Source organism: [Acidovorax] ebreus TPSY (assembly GCF_000022305.1).
GTDB lineage: Bacteria > Pseudomonadota > Gammaproteobacteria > Burkholderiales > Burkholderiaceae_C > Diaphorobacter > Diaphorobacter nitroreducens.
Genome location: NC_011992.1, coordinates 944786 through 960983, shown reverse-complemented (window position 1 = coordinate 960983; position 16198 = coordinate 944786). Strand labels below are relative to the sequence as shown.

Below are 16198 nucleotides of genomic sequence, written 5' to 3'. Positions count from 1 at the left end.
TCATTGACCTCCATCCTCATCTCCCAGCACCCAGGTGTCCTTGGTGCCGCCACCCTGCGACGAGTTGACGACGAGCGAGCCCTCCTTGAGCGCCACGCGCGTGAGCCCGCCGGCCACCATCTGCACTTTCTGTCCACTGAGCACGAAGGGCCGCAGATCGATGTGGCGCGGCGCGATGCCCGCATCCACGTAGGTAGGACAGGTCGAGAGCGAGAGCGTGGGCTGGGCGATGTAGCCCGCGGGATTAGCGAGGAGCGCGGCGCGGAAGTCCTCGATCTCGGCGCGCGTGGCCGCGGGTCCGATGAGCATGCCGTAGCCGCCCGCGCCGTGCACTTCCTTGACCACCAGCTCCGGCAGATGCCCCAGCACGTACTGCAGGTCTTCAGGGCGGCGGCACATCCAGGTGGGCACGTTGGCCAGGATGGGCTGCTCGCCCAGGTAAAAGCGGATCATCTCGGGCACGTACGGGTACACCGACTTGTCGTCCGCAATGCCTGTACCCACGGCGTTGCAAATGGCCACGTTGCCCGCGCGGTAGGCCTGCATGAGCCCCGCGCAGCCCAGTGTGGAGGTGGGCCGGAACACCTGTGGGTCGAGGAAGTCGTCATCCACGCGCCGGTAGATGACATGCACGCGCTGCAGGCCGCGCGTGGTGCGCATGTAGACGACGTTGTCCTTGACGACCAGGTCCTGGCCTTCGACCAGCTCCACGCCCATCTGCTGCGCGAGGAAGGCGTGCTCGAAATAGGCGCTGTTGTGCATGCCGGGCGTGAGCACCACCACGGTGGGGTCGGCGCTGCTCCAGGCCGGCGCGCTGGCACGCAGCGTGTCCAGCAGCAGGTCGGGATAGTGCGCCACGGGGGCCACCTTGTGCAGCGCAAACAGCTCGGGAAACAGCCGCATCATCATCTTGCGGTTTTCCAGCATGTATGACACGCCGGACGGCACGCGCAGGTTGTCCTCCAGCACGTAGTGGATGCCCTCGCCATCCGCGCCCGGCGCGCGCACGAGGTCGATGCCCGCGATGTGCGCGTACACGTCCTGCGGGACGTCCAGGCCCACCATCTCGGGACGGAACTGCGCATTGGCCAGGATCAGGTCGGCAGGCACGATGCCTGCGCGCAGGATGTCCTGGCCGTGGTAGATGTCGTGGATGAAGCGGTTGAGCGCCGTGACGCGCTGCACCAGGCCGCGCCGCATGCGGCGCCATTCCTGCGCGGGGATGATGCGCGGAATCAGGTCGAAGGGGATCAGCCGCTCGGTCCCGGCGCCCTCCTCGTCCTTGTCGCCATACACGGCGAAGGTGATGCCCACGCGGCGGAAGATCACCTCGGCCTGCGCGCGGCGGGCCTGCATGGCATCGGCCGGCTGCTGCGCCAGCCACTGGCCGTAATGCCGGTAGTGCGCCCGCACGTCGCTGCCCCCGAAGGGCAGCACGGTGTACATCTCGTCGAACTGCTGCATGCGGCGTGCCTCCTGCACCCAGGATAGCAAGTTGCAGGCCCGGCAACGCTACGGCTGCGGCAAAAGTGACGCCTCGGACACGCGGTGGTGCCAGTAGCGCCGCGTGGCCTCTCGTTCACAGTGCACGGCCAGCGGCGCATCGGATACCCAACGCGCCGCACCGCAGGGCGGCGACTGCACGAGCAAGACGCCGCGCTGCCGGTAGCGCGCCACCACGTCGGGCGCGGGGTGGCCGAAGCGGTTGCGGTAGCCGGCCTGCACCAGCGCGGTGCGCGGCTGCACGGCATCCAGGAATGGCGCGCTGGACGAGCTCTTGCTGCCATGGTGCGGCACCAGCAGCAGGTCTGCCGCCAGCGCTGCACCGCCATCTACCAGCGCCTGTTCCTGCGCGCGCTCGATGTCGCCCACCAGCAGGGCCACCGCACCGCCGGTCTTGTCACTGGTCCCCGCGGCTGCGATGCGCAGCACACAGCTCGTGGCATTGGACGTCGGCGCACGGGCGCCCGGCCCATCGCCCGCATCGCGCGGCGGGTGCAGCACTTCGAAAAGCACGCCGTCCCAGTTCCAGTGCTGGCCTGCCAGGCAAGGCTCGGCGGGCCGCAGGGCCTGCAGTGCATGGTCGGCCTCAATCGACCCCAGCAGGCGTGCCTGCGGCTGTTGCGCCAGCACTGCCGCGGCGCCGCCGGTGTGGTCGGTATCGCGGTGGCTCAACACCAGCAGGTCCAGCCGTTCGCCCAGCGCGCGCAGCAGGGGCACCAGCACGCGCTCGCCCGCGTCGCTGTCCTGGTGGTAGCGCGGGCCGGCGTCGTACAGCAGCGCATGGCGCGCCGTGCGCACCAGCACGGCCTGGCCCTGGCCCACGTCGGCGGCCAGCAGCTCGAACTGCCCCGGCTGCGGGCGCGCGGGCTGCCACCACAGCGCCGGCAGCAGCAGCGCAAGGCCCAGGGCACGTACGCCCCACGGCAGGCGCAGCGCCAGCAATACGCCGCCGGTCACGGCTGCCGCGCCGGCCCACTGCGGGGCCATGGGCAGAGCGACCTGCGCCCAGGGCCAGGCTGCCAGCCACTGCAGCAACACCGACAACGCCTGCACGCACCACGCCGCCGCCTGCCACAGCGGCGCCCACAGCACCCCCAGCAGCGCCAGCGGCGTGACCACCAGCGTGGTCCACGGAATCGCCACCAAATTGGCCAGCAGCCCCACCAGCGCAACCTGCCCGAACAGCAATAGCGTGAGGGGCGTGAGCGCCAGCGTCACCACCCACTGTTCTCGAAGCAATGCATAAAAACGGCCTGTAATACCCACTGGATAAGCGCTAGCAGCTCCCAAATCGGTAGCAAACAGCACGGCCACGGCCACAAAGCTCAGCCAGAAGCCCGGCTGCAGTAGCGCCCACGGATCGACCGCCAGCACCACCGCGCAGGCCAGCAGCCACACCTGCGGCCAGGGCCAGCGCCGCCCCGACAGGCGCAGCAGCGCCACCGTGGCCAACATGCACACCGTGCGCTGCGCGGGCACGCCCCATCCACTGAAGAGCGCATAGGCAGCGGCCAGCAGCACACCGCCCACCAACGCCGCCGTGGGCGCGGGCACGGCCAGGCACAGGCGTTGCGAGCGGCGCCAGGCCCGGTCCAGCAGTGCGGCCGCAAGCCAGGCAAACAGCGTGATGTGCAGCCCCGAGATGCTCATGAGGTGGGCCACGCCCGTGGCGCGGAACACATCCCAGTCTGCCCGCTCGATGGCGCGCTGGTCGCCCGTGACCAGCGCCGCCACCACCCCGGCCGCACGCTGGCGGGCTGCATCCTGCGCAGGGTCCACCAGCGTGCGCACGATGGCGTCGCGCACCCGCTGGCGCAGTTGCTCCACGGGGTGGCGCCAGGTGGCGCCCAGCCGCTCAGGCGGGCCGTGCAGCGCATCCAGCCGCGCGCTGGTACGCACGTAGCCCGTGGCCTGCACCCCTTGCTCCCACAGCCACAGCTCGTAATCGAAGCCGTGCGGATTGCGCCCGCCGTGCGGCGCCTTCAGGCGCACGGTCAGGCGCCAGCGTTCACCGGCGCGCACAGCGGGCGGAGGACTGTCCGCGCCTGCCTCATCACCCAGCCCGCCGGCATACCAGGTCAGGTCGATGAGCGGCGGCACGCGCACGGGCGCACCGTCCAGTTGCGCCGCCTCCACCTCCAGCCGCAGGCGCAATCCGGTCTCGCGCGGCTGCGGCATGGCGGCAACCACGCCCGTCACGCGCAGATCACGCCCCTCCAGCGCCGGCGCCAGAGACTGCTCCAGGAAGACCGCAGCGCGCATGCCGCACAGCCCGTACATCAGCACCGCGGCCAGAATCGCCACGCCGCTGCCGTGCCAGCGGCGCGTGCCGCGCACACCGGCCCACCAGGCGAGCGCCCCGGCCGCCAGCAGCGCGCCAACCATCAACCCCGCATAGGACGGCCAGGGCCACAGCGAAGGCTGCTGCAGTTGCAGCGCCACGCCCAGCACCCCCGCAGCCAGCGCCATGGGCAGATGCCAGGACCGCACCACAGGCACGCAAGCGATCGGCACGCGAGCGGACGCCGTCGCCACCCGCGCGGCGGTGCTCCCTCCCTGCTGGTGCTGTGGCCCTTCGGGCGCCCACTGGTCCATGGCCGCATGCTATGCGAACGCACGCGATGGGCGCTCCGCCGGCGTGGCGATGTGCAACACTCGCCCGGTCCCACGCCGCATCAGCGGCCGTGGGCGCGTTTCCCGGGCCGTGCCGCGCCCGCCCTCGTTTTCAAGGATTGCCATGAGCGTTTACGACAAGCTGAAGGAACTCAACATCACCCTGCCCCCCGTGGCCGTGCCCGCCGCCGCCTACGTGCCCTATGTGCAGACCGGCAACCTGGTGTTCCTGAGCGGCCACATTGCCCGCAAGGACGGCAAGCCCTGGGCCGCGCAGTTCGGCCGCGACATCACCACCGAGGAAGGCAAGGCCGCCGCGCGCGCCGTGGCCGTCGACCTGCTGGGCACGCTGCATGCGGCCACCGGCGGCGACCTGAACCGCGTGCAGCGCATCGTGAAGGTGATGAGCCTGGTGAACTCCACGGGCGACTACACCGAGCAGCACCTGGTGACCAACGGCGCCAGCGAACTGCTGGGCGAAGTGTTCGGCGACAAGGGCAAGCACGCGCGCAGCGCCTTTGGGGTGGCACAGATCCCCATGGGTGCCTGCGTGGAGATCGAGTTGATCGCCGAGCTGGCCTAAGCCGCGCACCGCGTTCTTTCCCAGCCTCCCGCGTGCGCTCGTCGCGGCATGCGGGAGGTGAAGGAGCCAGCCCCGCGCGCCCGCGTGGCAAGCAAGGCGCCCCGTCAGCGCAAGGCGTGCGACCGCACGCGGATCAGAAGGACTCCCAATCGTCCTCACCACCTTGGGCCAGTGCCGCAGGCCGTGCGGCGGCGGCAGGTGCAGCAGCCGCACGCAGGGGGGCCGCCACACGCTGCGCCGGCGCCCGTGCCGGCGCTGCCGCCGCGCGGGGCGCGGCGGGTGCCTTGCCCACAGGTGCCACCGGCATGGGACGTGCCTGTGGAGCGGCCGGCACGGGGCGTGCGGCTGACGGCACAGCAGCTACCGCGCCATCGATGCGGAATGCTGCCACCACGCGCGTGAGGTGATCGGCCTGCTCGCGCAGGCTTTGCGCCGCGGCGGCGCTCTCCTCCACCAGCGCCGCGTTCTGTTGCGTCATCTGGTCCAGTTGACCCACGGCCTGGTTCACCTGCGAGATGCCCGCGCTTTGCTCGGTGGCGGCGGCGGTGATCTCGCCCATCATGTCGGCCACGCGCTGCACCGACTGCACCACCTCCTGCATGGTGGAGCCGGCGCTGTGCACCAGGCGCGAGCCGCTTTCCACGCGGCCCACCGAGTCGCTGATCAGGTCCTTGATCTCCTTGGCGGCCGACGCCGAACGCTGCGCCAGGTTGCGCACTTCGCCCGCCACCACGGCAAAGCCCCGACCTTGCTCACCGGCGCGCGCGGCCTCCACGGCCGCATTCAGCGCCAGGATGTTGGTCTGGAAGGCGATCCCGTCGATGACGCCGATGATGTCGGCGATCTTGCGGCTGCTGTGCTGGATGTCGTCCATGGTGGACACCACCTCCCCCACCACGCTGCCGCCGCGGCGCGCCACGTCGCTCGCGCCGCCGGCCAGCTGGCTGGCCTGGCCCGCCGTCGCCGCGCTGTGCTGGACGGTGCTGGTGAACTCCTCCATGGCCGCGGCGGTTTGCTGCAGGTTGCTGGAGGTGGATTCGGTGCGCGCGGACAGGTCCTGGTTGCCGGTGGCGATCTGCGCGCTGGCCACGGCAATGCTGTCGGTGGTGTGGCGCACCTCCTGCACCATGCGCGCCAGCGAGTCGCGCATGCCCGCCAGCGAACGCAGCAGCTCGCCAAATTCATCGCCGCGCTGCACATCCACCGCCTGCTCGCGCAGGTCGCCGTCCGCCACGCGCGCCGCGAGCGCGTTGGCCTCGGCCAGTGGGCGCTGGATGCTGCGGATCAGGAAATACGCCCCTAGCACGATGGCCGCGAGCATCATGGCTGCGGCCGCGGCCGCCAGCTTCACCGTGAGCATGCGCGTGGCGGCCATCTCTGCCTGGCGCGCCTGGGCGGTCTGCTCCTGCATGCGCACGAATTCCTGCAGCGTGCCCAGGTAGGCGGTCACTGCGGGCACGTAGGACCGCTGCGCTAGGCGCACCGCCTCATCATGGCTGCCGGCGTCCTTGAGCTGGCGGGCCTGGTTGCGCAGATCGATCATGGCCTTGCGCGCGGTGGCGATGCGCCCCATCTGCTCGCGGTCGGCGGGCGTGAGGGCCATGGCTTCCAGCCCCTTTTGCAGTTCGCTGATGCGCGCCGAGGTGGCGGCAATGTCGCCCTTGAACGCCTGCTCCACCACGGCGTCGGTGCTGAGCACCAGCGCCAGCGTGCGGGCCGCATTGGTCTCGGTCAGGCCGGCCCAGCGTGTGGCCGTCTGCACGCGCTGCGTCATCTCGCGGCTCAAGGCGTCGGATTCGGCCTGCGCCCTGGCAGAGCGCACACCAGCCACGCCCACGACGGTCAGTTGGGCCAGCACGATGCAGCCCACGGCGAGCCAGAGTTTGTGGGAAATGCGCAGCGATCTCATGGGGTGGGCTCCTGGAATTCGTTATGGCGGGGTTGCGAGAATGCTACCAAACGCAACAAAGAAGCCCCGCCGCCCACGCGACATACTATCGCTATCAAAAAAATAGCTTCTCGCGCTTTCTACACCGGAACTTCAACGGCTTTTATCCGTAAAAGCTTGTACCAGCAAGCGCGACCAGCTATTGTTTTTGAATCACTCCACGCGCAGCACGTCGGACGGCTTGAAACCCAAGTCGGCCGCCTTGCCCTTGCGCCCGCGCGCCGCGCGCGCGTTGTTGAGCGAGCGGATCTCCAGTTGCTCCTCGCGCGGCTTGCCGCCACGGCCCACGCCCACGAAGCGCACGCTGCGCGTGTAGGCCGCCGCGCCGGCCAGTTGGTCCTTGGGCTCCAGGTCGATGAGCATCAGCCCGCGGCCGCCCTTTTCCATGAGCTTGAGTTCGGCGATCTCAAACGTGAGCACTCGCCCACCCACGGATGCGCAGCACACATGGGTGGCGGGCGCCAGCGGCTGGCTGCCGCTGGTGAACGCCGCATGCGAGGGGCGGCACAGGCGTTCGCCCTCACCCAGGTTCACAAAGGCCTTGCCGCCACGGTTGCGTGCGGTCATGTGCTCCACGGTGGACAGGAAACCATAGCCGCCCGAGCCTGCAAGCAGCAGCGCTGCGTTGGCCGGTCCGGCGAAGTAGTGCACCGGCTGCGTGCCGGCCTCCAGCTCGATCAGCGTGGTGATGGGCTGGCCGTCGCCACGCCCGCCCGGCAGGCTGGACACGGCCACCGAGTACACCCGCCCGTTGCTGCCGAAGACGATGAGCGTGTCCACCGTGCGGCACTCAAAGGTGCCGTACAGGCCGTCGCCCGACTTGAAGGCGAAGCTGCCCGCCTCGTGCCCGTGGCCCTGGCGCGCACGCACCCAGCCCTTTTCGGACACCACCACGGTGACGGGTTCGTCCAGCACCTTGACCTCGGCCACGGCCTTCTTTTCGGCCTGGATCAGCGTGCGGCGCGCGTCGCCGAACAGCTTGGCGTCTGCCTCGATCTCCTTGGCCATCAGGCGGCGCAGCGAGGCGGGGTTGGCGAGGATGTCCTCCAGCTTGCCCTGCTCGTCGCGCAGCTCTTTCAGCTCCTGCTCGATCTTGATGGCTTCCAGCCGCGCCAGTTGGCGCAGGCGGATTTCCAGAATGTCCTCGGCCTGGCGGTCCGACAGGTGAAAGCGCGCGATCAGCGCCGCCTTCGGCTCGTCGGCCTGGCGGATGATGGCGATCACCTCGTCGATGTTCAGCAGCACCAGCTGCCGCCCCTCCAGGATGTGGATGCGGTCCAGCACCTTGTCCAGCCGGTGCTGGCTGCGCCGCGTGATGGTGGTCTGGCGGAAGTCGATCCACTCCTGCAGCATCTCGCGCAGCGACTTCTGCACGGGCCTGCCGTCCAGCCCCACCATGGTCAGGTTGATGGGCGCGGAAGTCTCCAGGCTGGTGTGCGCCAGCAGCGCGGTGATGAGGTCCTGCTGCGGCACCTTGCCGGTCTTGGGTTCGATGACCAGGCGCACCGGCGCGTCCTTGCTGGACTCGTCGCGCACGCCGTCCAGCAGCGCCAGCAAGGCAGCCTTGAGCTGCGTCTGCTCCTGCGTGAGCGCCTTCTTGCCGGTCTTGACCTTGGGGTTGGTGAGCTCCTCGATCTCCTCCAGCACCTTCTGCGCGGAGACGCCGGGCGGCAGCTCGGTCACCACCATCTGCCACTGGCCGCGCGCCAGGTCCTCGATCTTCCAGCGCGCGCGCACCTTGAGGCTGCCGCGGCCCGTGCGGTAGGCGTCCTGGATGTCCGCATCAGTGCTGATGATCTGGCCGCCGCCCGGGTAGTCAGGGCCGGGGACCAGCGCGAACAGCTCCTCGTCGCTCAGCTGCGGCTTCTTGACCAGGGCCACGCAGGCGTCGGCCACCTCGCGCAGGTTGTGGCTGGGGATCTCCGTGGCCAGACCCACGGCGATGCCGCTGGCGCCGTTGAGCAGCGCGAATGGCAACCGCGCGGGCAGCTGGCGCGGCTCCTGCGTGCTGCCGTCGTAGTTGGGCACGAAATCCACCGTGCCCATGTCGATCTCGTCCAGCAGCAGGCCAGCGATGCGGGTCAAACGCGCCTCGGTGTAGCGCATGGCCGCCGCGCCGTCGCCATCGCGGCTGCCGAAGTTGCCCTGGCCGTCGATCAGCGGGTAGCGCTGGTTGAAGTCCTGCGCCAAGCGCACCAGTGCGTCGTAGGCCGACTGGTCGCCGTGCGGGTGAAAGCGGCCCAGCACGTCGCCCACCACGCGGGCGCTTTTGACGGGCTTGGCCGCCACGTTGCGGTTTGGCCCGCTGTAGCCCAGGCCCATGCGGTCCATGGCGTAGAGGATGCGCCGCTGCACGGGCTTGAGGCCGTCGCACACGTCGGGCAGCGCGCGGCCCTTGACGACCGAGAGGGCGTATTCCAGATAGGCGCGCTGGGCGTAGCCGGCCAGTTCTAGGCTGTCGCCGTGGTCGGCGGGCGCGGAGAAGTCGAGAGTGGGTTGGTCGCTCATTCAGTGAAGACAGACTCGGTCGATGACTGCCGGGCCAGGCGCGTGGGCGCAGGCGTGGACATGCGCTGCGTGTCGGCGCGCTCACCGGCATCGGATAGTGAATGGGGCGTGGCGGGCAGTTCCATGCGCACGCGCCCCGGGTTCGCGCGCTGATTGCGCGTCGGTAGCGGCGGCTTGAGCAGCGCATACAGGCCCATCACGCTCTGTACGTAGTTGCGCGTCTCGCGGTAGGCGGGCACGCGGTTGCCGGCGCGCTGCACGGCACCCTCGCCCGCGTTGTAGGCTGCCAGCGCCAAGTCCAGGCGGCCCTCGAAAAGATCCATGAGGTAGCGCAGGTAGCGCGTGCCCGCGGCCACGTTGGTGGCGGGGTCCACCAGCTTTTGCTCCACCGAGCGCCTGGTGTCGCCGCTCACGCCGAAGCGGCTGGCGGTGGCGGGCATGAGCTGCATCAGCCCCACGGCGCCGCGCGGTGAAACCGCACGGGTGTTGAAACCCGACTCGGTGGCGATCACCGCCTGCAGCAGCGCGTAGTCCACGCCATGGCGCGCCGACGCCGAGCGCAGGTGCTGGCGCACGAGCTTGTAGTCGTGCGACACCTCGAAGAAGGCCAGCAGCCGCGCCCCCGAGGGACTGGCCGGCCCGGTGGAGACATCGGCCGCACCCTGACGTCCGGTGTTGGAGCCGTCGCGCTCGGAGTCGAAGTCGTTGCCGCGAAAGAACAGCGCGTAACGCTCGTCCAGCTGCTGCGCGGCGAAATGCGTCACGCCGCGCTCGTCCACGAAGGCCCACAGGTCCGCATGCGCGGTTTGCTGCAAAAAAAGGAGCGCGCAGCACATGCCAGCCGTGCGCAAAAGCCCCAAAAGGCTGTTACGCATACGGTATCCCAGGCGCGCAGTCATGGCGAGTGCCTTCGTCAGATGTCCACATCCACCAGGTCGCCGTGCAGCTCCATGAGCTCGCGGCGCGCGGCGGCCTCGCCCTTGCCCATGAGCTTGGTGATCAGGCCCTCGGTGGCGGAGAAGTCGAACGTGCCCAACTGCACCGGCAGCAGGCGGCGCGTGTCGGGGTTGAGCGTGGTCTCCCACAGCTGCTCGGCGTTCATTTCGCCCAGGCCCTTGAAGCGGCTGATCTGGCACTTCTCGCGCGGCACGCCGTCCTTGGCGCACTTGTCGAGGATGCTTTCCAGCTCGGATTCATCCAGCGCATACACCTTGGCCGCTGGCTTCTTGCCGCGCGCCGGCACGTCCACGCGGAACAGCGGTGGCCGGGCGACAAAGATATGGCCGGCCTCGATGAGCTTGGGGAAGTGGCGGAAGAACAGCGTGAGCAGCAGCACCTGGATGTGCGAGCCGTCCACGTCCGCGTCGGAGAGGATGCAGATCTTGCCGTAGCGCAGGCCGGACAGGTCGGGGGTGTCGCTCGGGCCGTGCGGGTCCACGCCGATGGCTACCGAGATGTCATGCACCTCGGTGTTGGCAAACAGGCGGTCGCGGTCGACCTCCCAGGTGTTGAGCACCTTGCCGCGCAGCGGCAGGATGGCCTGGCTTTCCTTGTCGCGGCCCATCTTGGCGCTGCCGCCGGCCGAGTCGCCCTCGACCAGGAAGACCTCGTTGTAGGCCAGGTCACGGCTTTCGCAGTCGGTGAGCTTGCCGGGCAGCACGGCCACGCCCGAGCCCTTGCGCTTTTCGACCTTCTGGCCGGCCTTTTGCCGTGTCTGCGCGGCCTTGATGGCCAGTTCGGCCAGCTTCTTGCCGTATTCCACGTGCTGGTTCAGCCACAGCTCCAGCGCCGGGCGCACGAAGCTGGACACCAGCCGCACGGCGTCGCGCGAGTTCAGCCGCTCCTTGATCTGCCCCTGGAACTGTGGGTCCAGCACCTTGGCCGCCAGCACATAGCTGGCGCGCGCAAACACGTCCTCGGGCAGCAGCTTCACCCCCTTGGGCAGGAGCGAGTGCAGCTCGATGAAACTCTTGACCGCGTTGAACAGGCCGTCGCGCAGGCCGCTTTCATGGGTGCCGCCGGCGCTGGTGGGGATCAGGTTCACGTAGCTCTCGCGCACCGGCTGGCCTTCCTCGGTGAAGGCCACACACCATGCGGCGCCCTCGCCCTCGGCAAAGCTCTCGTTGTGGCGGTCGGCGAAGCCCTCGCCCTCGAACAGCGGGATCACCGGGTCAGCGCTCAGCGTCTGCGCCAGGTAGTCGCGCAGACCGCCCTTGTACTGCCAGGTCTGGGTGTCGCGCGTCTTTTCATTGACCAGTTGCACCGTAACGCCGGGCATGAGCACCGCCTTGCTGCGCAGCAAGTGCGTCAGCTCGCCCATCGGAAGGTTGCTGGACTCAAAGTATTTGGCGTCGGGCCAGACGCGCACGGTGGTGCCCTGCTTGCGCTCGCCCGCCTGCAGCGGGCGCGCCGCCAGCGGCTCGGTCACATCGCCGCCCGCAAACACCAGGCGCGCCACCTGGCCCTCGCGGTGGGTGGCCACCTCCAGCCGGGTGGCCAGGGCGTTGGTGACGCTTACGCCCACACCATGCAGGCCGCCCGAGAAGCTGTAGGCCCCGCCCTTGCCCTTGTCGAACTTGCCGCCCGCGTGCAGGCGGGTGAACACCAGTTCCACCACCGGTGCGTTCTCCTCGGGATGCAGGCCGAACGGAATACCCCGGCCGTCGTCCTCCACGCTCACCGAGCCGTCGGTGTGCAAGGTCACCTTGATCTTCTTGCCAAAGCCCGCCAGTGCCTCGTCGGCCGCGTTGTCCAGCACCTCCTGGATGATGTGCAGGGGGTTGTCGGTGCGGGTGTACATGCCCGGCCGCTGCTTGACGGGCTCCAGTCCCTTGAGGACGCGGATCGAGCCTTCGGAGTAGTCGCTGGCGGAGGTGGATGCGGGTTTGACTGCCATGGCGGCGGATTGTAGTGCTGGATATAAAACCAGGATGGTGACGCTTTCTTGCCCCGCCAGCGTGCTGCACAGGGGGCGCCAAGCAGGCGAAACGGGTTTTCGCTACATTCGCCGGATGCACGACGCAACCCGAAAACTGTCCATGGCCCAGGTGCTGATCTGCGGCGCCGCCATCGTTACTCTGTCCATGGGCATCCGGCACGGCTTCGGCCTGTGGCTGCAGCCCATCACCCAGGACATGGGCTGGACACGCCAGACCTTTGCCCTGGCCATGGCCATTCAGAACCTGTCCTGGGGTCTGTTCGGCATCTTTGGCGGCATGCTGGCCGACCGCCTGGGCGCCTTCCGCGTGCTGATCGGCGGCGCAGCGCTCTACGCCATGGGCCTGGCCGGCATGGCGCTGTCTCCCACGCCGCTGCTGTTTTCGCTGACCACGGGCGTACTGATCGGCGCTGCACAGGCGGGCACCACCTACGCCATCATCTACGGGGTGCTGGGCCGGCAGATCCCGGCCGACAAGCGCTCCTGGGCCATGGGCGTGGCCGCTGCGGCGGGCTCGTTCGGCCAGTTCCTCATGGTGCCGCTGGAGGGGCAACTGATCCTGCGCCTGGGCTGGCAAGAGGCCCTGCTGGTGCTCTCGGCCATGGTGATCCTGATCGTTCCGCTGGCCTTCGGCCTGCGCGAGCCGGGCTTTCATGGCAGCGCCCCCATCAAACGTACCCAGTCCGTGGGCGAGGCCTTTGCCGAGGCGCTGCGCTACCGCAGCTTCCTGCTGCTCACCGCCGGCTACTTCGTGTGCGGCTTCCAGGTGGTGTTCATCGGTGTGCACATGCCTAGCTATCTGCGCGACCAGGGCCTCACGCCCCAGGTGGCCAGCTATGCGCTGGCGCTGATCGGGCTGTTCAACGTGTTCGGCACCTATATCGCGGGCTCGCTGGGCCAACGGATCCCGAAGCGCCACATCCTGGCGTTCATCTATTTCGCCCGTGCCGTGGCCATCACCATCTTCCTGCTGGTGCCGCTGTCGCCGCTGTCGGTCTACGTGTTCTCGGCCGTGATCGGCGCACTGTGGCTGTCCACGGTGCCCCCCACCAATGCCACCGTTGCGCAGATCTTCGGGGTGCAGCACCTGTCCATGCTCAGCGGCTTCGTGTTCTTCAGCCACCAGATCGGCAGTTTCCTGGGCGTGTGGCTGGGCGGCTATCTGTATGACCGCACGGGCAGCTACGACATCGTGTGGTACCTGGCGATTGTGTTGGGCATCCTCGCCGGCTTGGTGAACCTGCCCGTACGCGAGGGCGCCATCGTGCGCGCCACCCCTCAGGCGGCCTGACCATGCGCACCCTGTACAAGCGGTCGATCGTCGCAGCAGCGCTGCTCGCGGTGCTGCTGGGGGTGTTCGTGCTGTACCTGCAGCCCGACTTCATGCTGACGCTGGCGGACCAGATCTGGGCCTGCTTCTGACGATGGCCCCGCACGGCACCGCCCATGCGCCGCTGCCCGCGGCCTCGGAATGGATACAGCGCTGGTCCCACCTGGTGCCTGCGGGCGGCAGTGTGCTGGACGTGGCTTGCGGTCACGGCCGTCACATGCGCTGGTTTTATGAAAGAAAACACCCGGTAACGGGCATAGATAAAGCGCCAGAAGCTATCGAAAGAATAGCACCATGGGGCGCAACGATCGTTGCGGATATCGAGGCTGGCCCCTGGCCCCTGCCCGGGCAGCGCTTTGCCGGCGTGGTGGTCACCAATTACCTGTGGCGTCCTTTGCTGCCCACCATCGTGGACAGCGTGGCGCCCGGTGGCGTGCTGCTCTATGAGACCTTCGCCGTGGGCAACGAAACTGTCGGCCGGCCTGCGCGGGCCGAATTCCTTCTGAGGCCGGGCGAACTGCTGCAGGCCTGCCGGGACCTGCGCATCGTGGCTTACGAGGAAGGCTTCCTCGACGCGCCCGCGCGCTTCGTGCAGCGCATCGCCGCCGTGCGGCCTGCGCCGTCCATGGACGAGCCTCTGCGCGCGCCGCTGCAGGGCCCCGTCTAGTTAGAATGTCTTTTTACCGTTTTTGAACGCGGACATGACTTCTCCCAGCGCCCCCCTGACCGGCAGCATCGTCGCCCTCGTCACGCCCATGCATGACGACGGCAGTGTGGACTACCCCGCGCTGCGCAAACTCATCGACTGGCACATCGCAGAAGGCACCGACTGCATCGGCGTGGTGGGCACGACCGGCGAATCGCCCACGGTGAACGTGGAGGAGCACTGCGAAATCATTCGCGTGTCCGTGGAACAGGCCGCCAAGCGCGTACCCATCATGGCGGGCTGCGGCGCCAATTCCACGGCCGAGGCCATCGAGCTGGCCAGGTTCGCCAAGAAGGTCGGCGCCGACAGCCAGTTGCAGGTCGTGCCCTATTACAACAAGCCCACGCAGGAAGGCCAGTACCGCCACTTCAAGGCGATCGCCGAGGCCGTGGGCGACCTGCCGATGGTGCTGTACAACGTGCCCGGCCGGTCGGTGGCGGACATGCAGCACGAAACCGTTCTGCGCCTCACGCAGGTGCCCGGTATCGTGGGCATCAAGGAAGCCACAGGCAACATCGAACGCGCGCAATGGCTCATCCGCGACGTGCCCAAGGGCTTTGCCGTGTATTCCGGCGATGACCCCACGGCCGTGGCGCTCATGCTGTGCGGCGGCCAGGGCAACATCAGCGTGACGGCCAACGTGGCGCCCCGCCTGATGCACGAGCTATGCGTAGCCGCGCTGGCCGGCGACACCCGCCGCGCCATGGAGATCCAGTTCCGCCTGATGCCCGTGCACAAGCAACTGTTCGTCGAGGCCAACCCCATCCCCGTGAAGTGGGCTGTGCAGCGCATGGGCCTGTGCGGCGGCGCTCTGCGCCTGCCCATGACGCCCCTGAGCCAGGGCAACGAAGCCGTGGTCGAGGCCGCCCTGCGCGCCGCGGGGCTGCTCTAAGCTCTAATTTCACCCAGCCTGTTGCCAGCTTGCAGCGTATTTGGAACGCTCCCGGCCGAATCTGGATCAATGAGGATTTTCGCGTGAACGCTACCACCCGTTTGGGCCTGCTGGGCCTTGCCGTGACCCTGTCCGCTTGCTCCGTGCTGGAGAACGACAAGATCGATTACAAAAGCGCCACCAAGGGGGCAACGCTGGAGGTGCCTCCGGACCTGACGCAGCTCTCGCGCGACACACGCTACACGGTGCCTGGCGGGGTCGTGTCTGCTGCCGCTTTCGAAGCCGGCCAGGCGCAACAGCCCCGCGGCGCGGCGAGCGCAGCCCCGAAGTCCATTGGAGACGTACGCATCGAGCGCGACGGCAACCAACGATGGCTGGTGGTGGACCGCCCTGCCGACCAACTGTGGGACCCGGTGCGTGACTTCTGGATCGAAAACGGCTTCGTGTACGTGCTGGAACAACCCAAGCTCGGCCTGCTGGAGACCGACTGGGCCGAAAACCGCGCCAAGCTGCCGCAGGACATCATCCGCTCCACGATTGGCAAGGTCTTCGATTCGCTGTATTCCACGGGCGAACGCGACAAGTTCCGGACCCGCCTGGAGCGCAACGCCAGCGGCGGCACGGAGATCTACATCAGCCACCGCGGCATGGTGGAGGTCTACACCAACACCCAGAAGGACAACACCGTCTGGCAGCCCCGCCCGGCCGATCCGGAACTGGAAACCGAATTCCTGCGCCGGCTGATGGTCAAGCTGGGCGTGAGCGAGGAGCAATCCAAGGCCGCCGCAGCAGCGCCCGTACCCTCCGCCCCGTCCGCGCGCATGGCCACGGTCGACAACGTGCCGGTGGTGCAGCTTGATGAAGGCTTTGACCGCGCGTGGCGCCGCGTGGGCGTGTCGCTGGACCGCACCGGCTTCACCGTGGAGGACCGAGACCGCAGCCAGGGCGTGTACTTCGTACGCTACGTCGCCCCGACCGAGAAGAAGGAGCAAGGCTTCTTCAGCAAGCTGTTCAGCCGCTCGCCCGACGCGGTGCCGCCGCTGAAGTACCGCATCGTGGTGCGCAGCGAGGGCAACCGAAGCACCGTGTCTGTGCTCAACGCCGCAGGCGCGCCCGAGACCTCCGCCAATGCACAGCGCATCGTGCGCGTGCTCGCGGATGATCTGAAGTAAAAGGG

At 68.5% G+C, this 16198-nt stretch carries 12 protein-coding genes; 6 read left to right on the top strand and 6 right to left on the bottom strand.

What is annotated here, in order from left to right:
* Both DTPSY_RS04645 and DTPSY_RS04640 read right to left on the bottom strand, forming a co-directional pair.
* Positions 1-1464 (bottom strand): circularly permuted type 2 ATP-grasp protein, encoded by a 1464-nt coding sequence (locus tag DTPSY_RS04645; RefSeq protein ID WP_015912664.1) that lies wholly within the window; start codon positions 1462-1464, stop codon positions 1-3.
* A gap of 48 nt (positions 1465-1512) precedes the next feature.
* A complete protein-coding gene (locus DTPSY_RS04640; protein ID WP_015912663.1) occupies positions 1513-4098 on the bottom strand; it encodes a DNA internalization-related competence protein ComEC/Rec2 in 2586 nt (861 codons plus the stop codon).
* Between the two features lie 142 nt (positions 4099-4240).
* Here DTPSY_RS04640 and DTPSY_RS04635 point away from each other — a divergent pair, with 142 nt between their 5' ends.
* The gene (locus DTPSY_RS04635) at positions 4241-4699 is read left to right on the top strand and encodes a RidA family protein (protein ID WP_015912662.1); all 459 of its coding nucleotides are present in this window, start codon (positions 4241-4243) and stop codon (positions 4697-4699) included.
* Between the two features lie 133 nt (positions 4700-4832).
* Here DTPSY_RS04635 and DTPSY_RS04630 read toward each other — a convergent pair whose 3' ends face one another.
* The 4 genes from DTPSY_RS04630 to DTPSY_RS04615 form a co-directional block, all read right to left on the bottom strand.
* Positions 4833-6608, bottom strand: coding sequence for a methyl-accepting chemotaxis protein (locus DTPSY_RS04630; RefSeq protein WP_015912661.1), 1776 nt, complete (start codon positions 6606-6608; stop codon positions 4833-4835).
* Positions 6609-6800: 192 nt separating this feature from the next.
* Complete coding sequence (gene parC, locus DTPSY_RS04625; RefSeq protein ID WP_015912660.1) at positions 6801-9155, bottom strand: DNA topoisomerase IV subunit A; 2355 nt, start codon at positions 9153-9155, stop codon at positions 6801-6803.
* On the bottom strand, positions 9152-10030 hold the full coding sequence (locus DTPSY_RS04620; RefSeq protein WP_041838797.1) for a lytic transglycosylase domain-containing protein: 879 nt from the start codon (positions 10028-10030) through the stop codon (positions 9152-9154). Before DTPSY_RS04620 ends, parC begins: the two co-directional genes overlap by 4 nt.
* 38 nt (positions 10031-10068) lie before the next feature.
* Positions 10069-12051, bottom strand: coding sequence for a DNA topoisomerase IV subunit B (locus DTPSY_RS04615; RefSeq protein ID WP_015912658.1), 1983 nt, complete (start codon positions 12049-12051; stop codon positions 10069-10071).
* A 115-nt stretch (positions 12052-12166) separates the two neighbouring features.
* On the opposite strand from DTPSY_RS04615, the gene DTPSY_RS04610 reads away from it, so the two are divergent.
* The 5 genes from DTPSY_RS04610 (at position 12167) to bamC (ending at position 16193) form a co-directional block, all read left to right on the top strand.
* Positions 12167-13384 (top strand): MFS transporter, encoded by a 1218-nt coding sequence (locus DTPSY_RS04610; RefSeq protein WP_015912657.1) that lies wholly within the window; start codon positions 12167-12169, stop codon positions 13382-13384.
* A gap of 2 nt (positions 13385-13386) precedes the next feature.
* The gene (locus DTPSY_RS18740; RefSeq protein ID WP_015912656.1) at positions 13387-13515 is read left to right on the top strand and encodes a hypothetical protein; all 129 of its coding nucleotides are present in this window, start codon (positions 13387-13389) and stop codon (positions 13513-13515) included.
* A gap of 2 nt (positions 13516-13517) precedes the next feature.
* Positions 13518-14090, top strand: a complete 573-nt coding sequence (locus DTPSY_RS04605) for a class I SAM-dependent methyltransferase (protein ID WP_015912655.1) — start codon at positions 13518-13520, stop codon at positions 14088-14090.
* Positions 14091-14124: 34 nt separating this feature from the next.
* Positions 14125-15021 carry a 4-hydroxy-tetrahydrodipicolinate synthase gene (gene dapA / locus DTPSY_RS04600; RefSeq protein WP_011804449.1) on the top strand — a complete coding sequence of 299 codons (897 nt, stop codon included), beginning with the start codon at positions 14125-14127 and terminating at the stop codon, positions 15019-15021.
* Positions 15022-15104: 83 nt separating this feature from the next.
* Entirely contained in the window at positions 15105-16193 is a 1089-nt protein-coding gene (gene bamC / locus DTPSY_RS04595; RefSeq protein WP_015912654.1) for an NlpB/DapX family lipoprotein, read from the top strand.
* Positions 16194-16198: the final 5 nt, after the last annotated feature.

Bases quoted from the DNA above. Each gene is read 5' to 3' on its own strand.
- DTPSY_RS04605 (WP_015912655.1), top strand. From the start codon at position 13,518: ATGGCCCCGCACGGCACCGCCCATGCGCCGCTGCCCGCGGCCTCGGAA.
- DTPSY_RS04640 (WP_015912663.1), bottom strand. From the start codon at position 4,098: ATGGACCAGTGGGCGCCCGAAGGGCCACAGCACCAGCAGGGAGGGAGC.
- DTPSY_RS04645 (WP_015912664.1), bottom strand. From the start codon at position 1,464: ATGCAGCAGTTCGACGAGATGTACACCGTGCTGCCCTTCGGGGGCAGC.
- DTPSY_RS04630 (WP_015912661.1), bottom strand. From the start codon at position 6,608: ATGAGATCGCTGCGCATTTCCCACAAACTCTGGCTCGCCGTGGGCTGC.
- dapA (WP_011804449.1), top strand. From the start codon at position 14,125: ATGACTTCTCCCAGCGCCCCCCTGACCGGCAGCATCGTCGCCCTCGTC.
- DTPSY_RS04610 (WP_015912657.1), top strand. From the start codon at position 12,167: ATGCACGACGCAACCCGAAAACTGTCCATGGCCCAGGTGCTGATCTGC.
- DTPSY_RS04620 (WP_041838797.1), bottom strand. From the start codon at position 10,030: ATGCGTAACAGCCTTTTGGGGCTTTTGCGCACGGCTGGCATGTGCTGC.
- DTPSY_RS04615 (WP_015912658.1), bottom strand. From the start codon at position 12,051: ATGGCAGTCAAACCCGCATCCACCTCCGCCAGCGACTACTCCGAAGGC.
- DTPSY_RS18740 (WP_015912656.1), top strand. From the start codon at position 13,387: ATGCGCACCCTGTACAAGCGGTCGATCGTCGCAGCAGCGCTGCTCGCG.
- DTPSY_RS04635 (WP_015912662.1), top strand. From the start codon at position 4,241: ATGAGCGTTTACGACAAGCTGAAGGAACTCAACATCACCCTGCCCCCC.
- parC (WP_015912660.1), bottom strand. From the start codon at position 9,155: ATGAGCGACCAACCCACTCTCGACTTCTCCGCGCCCGCCGACCACGGC.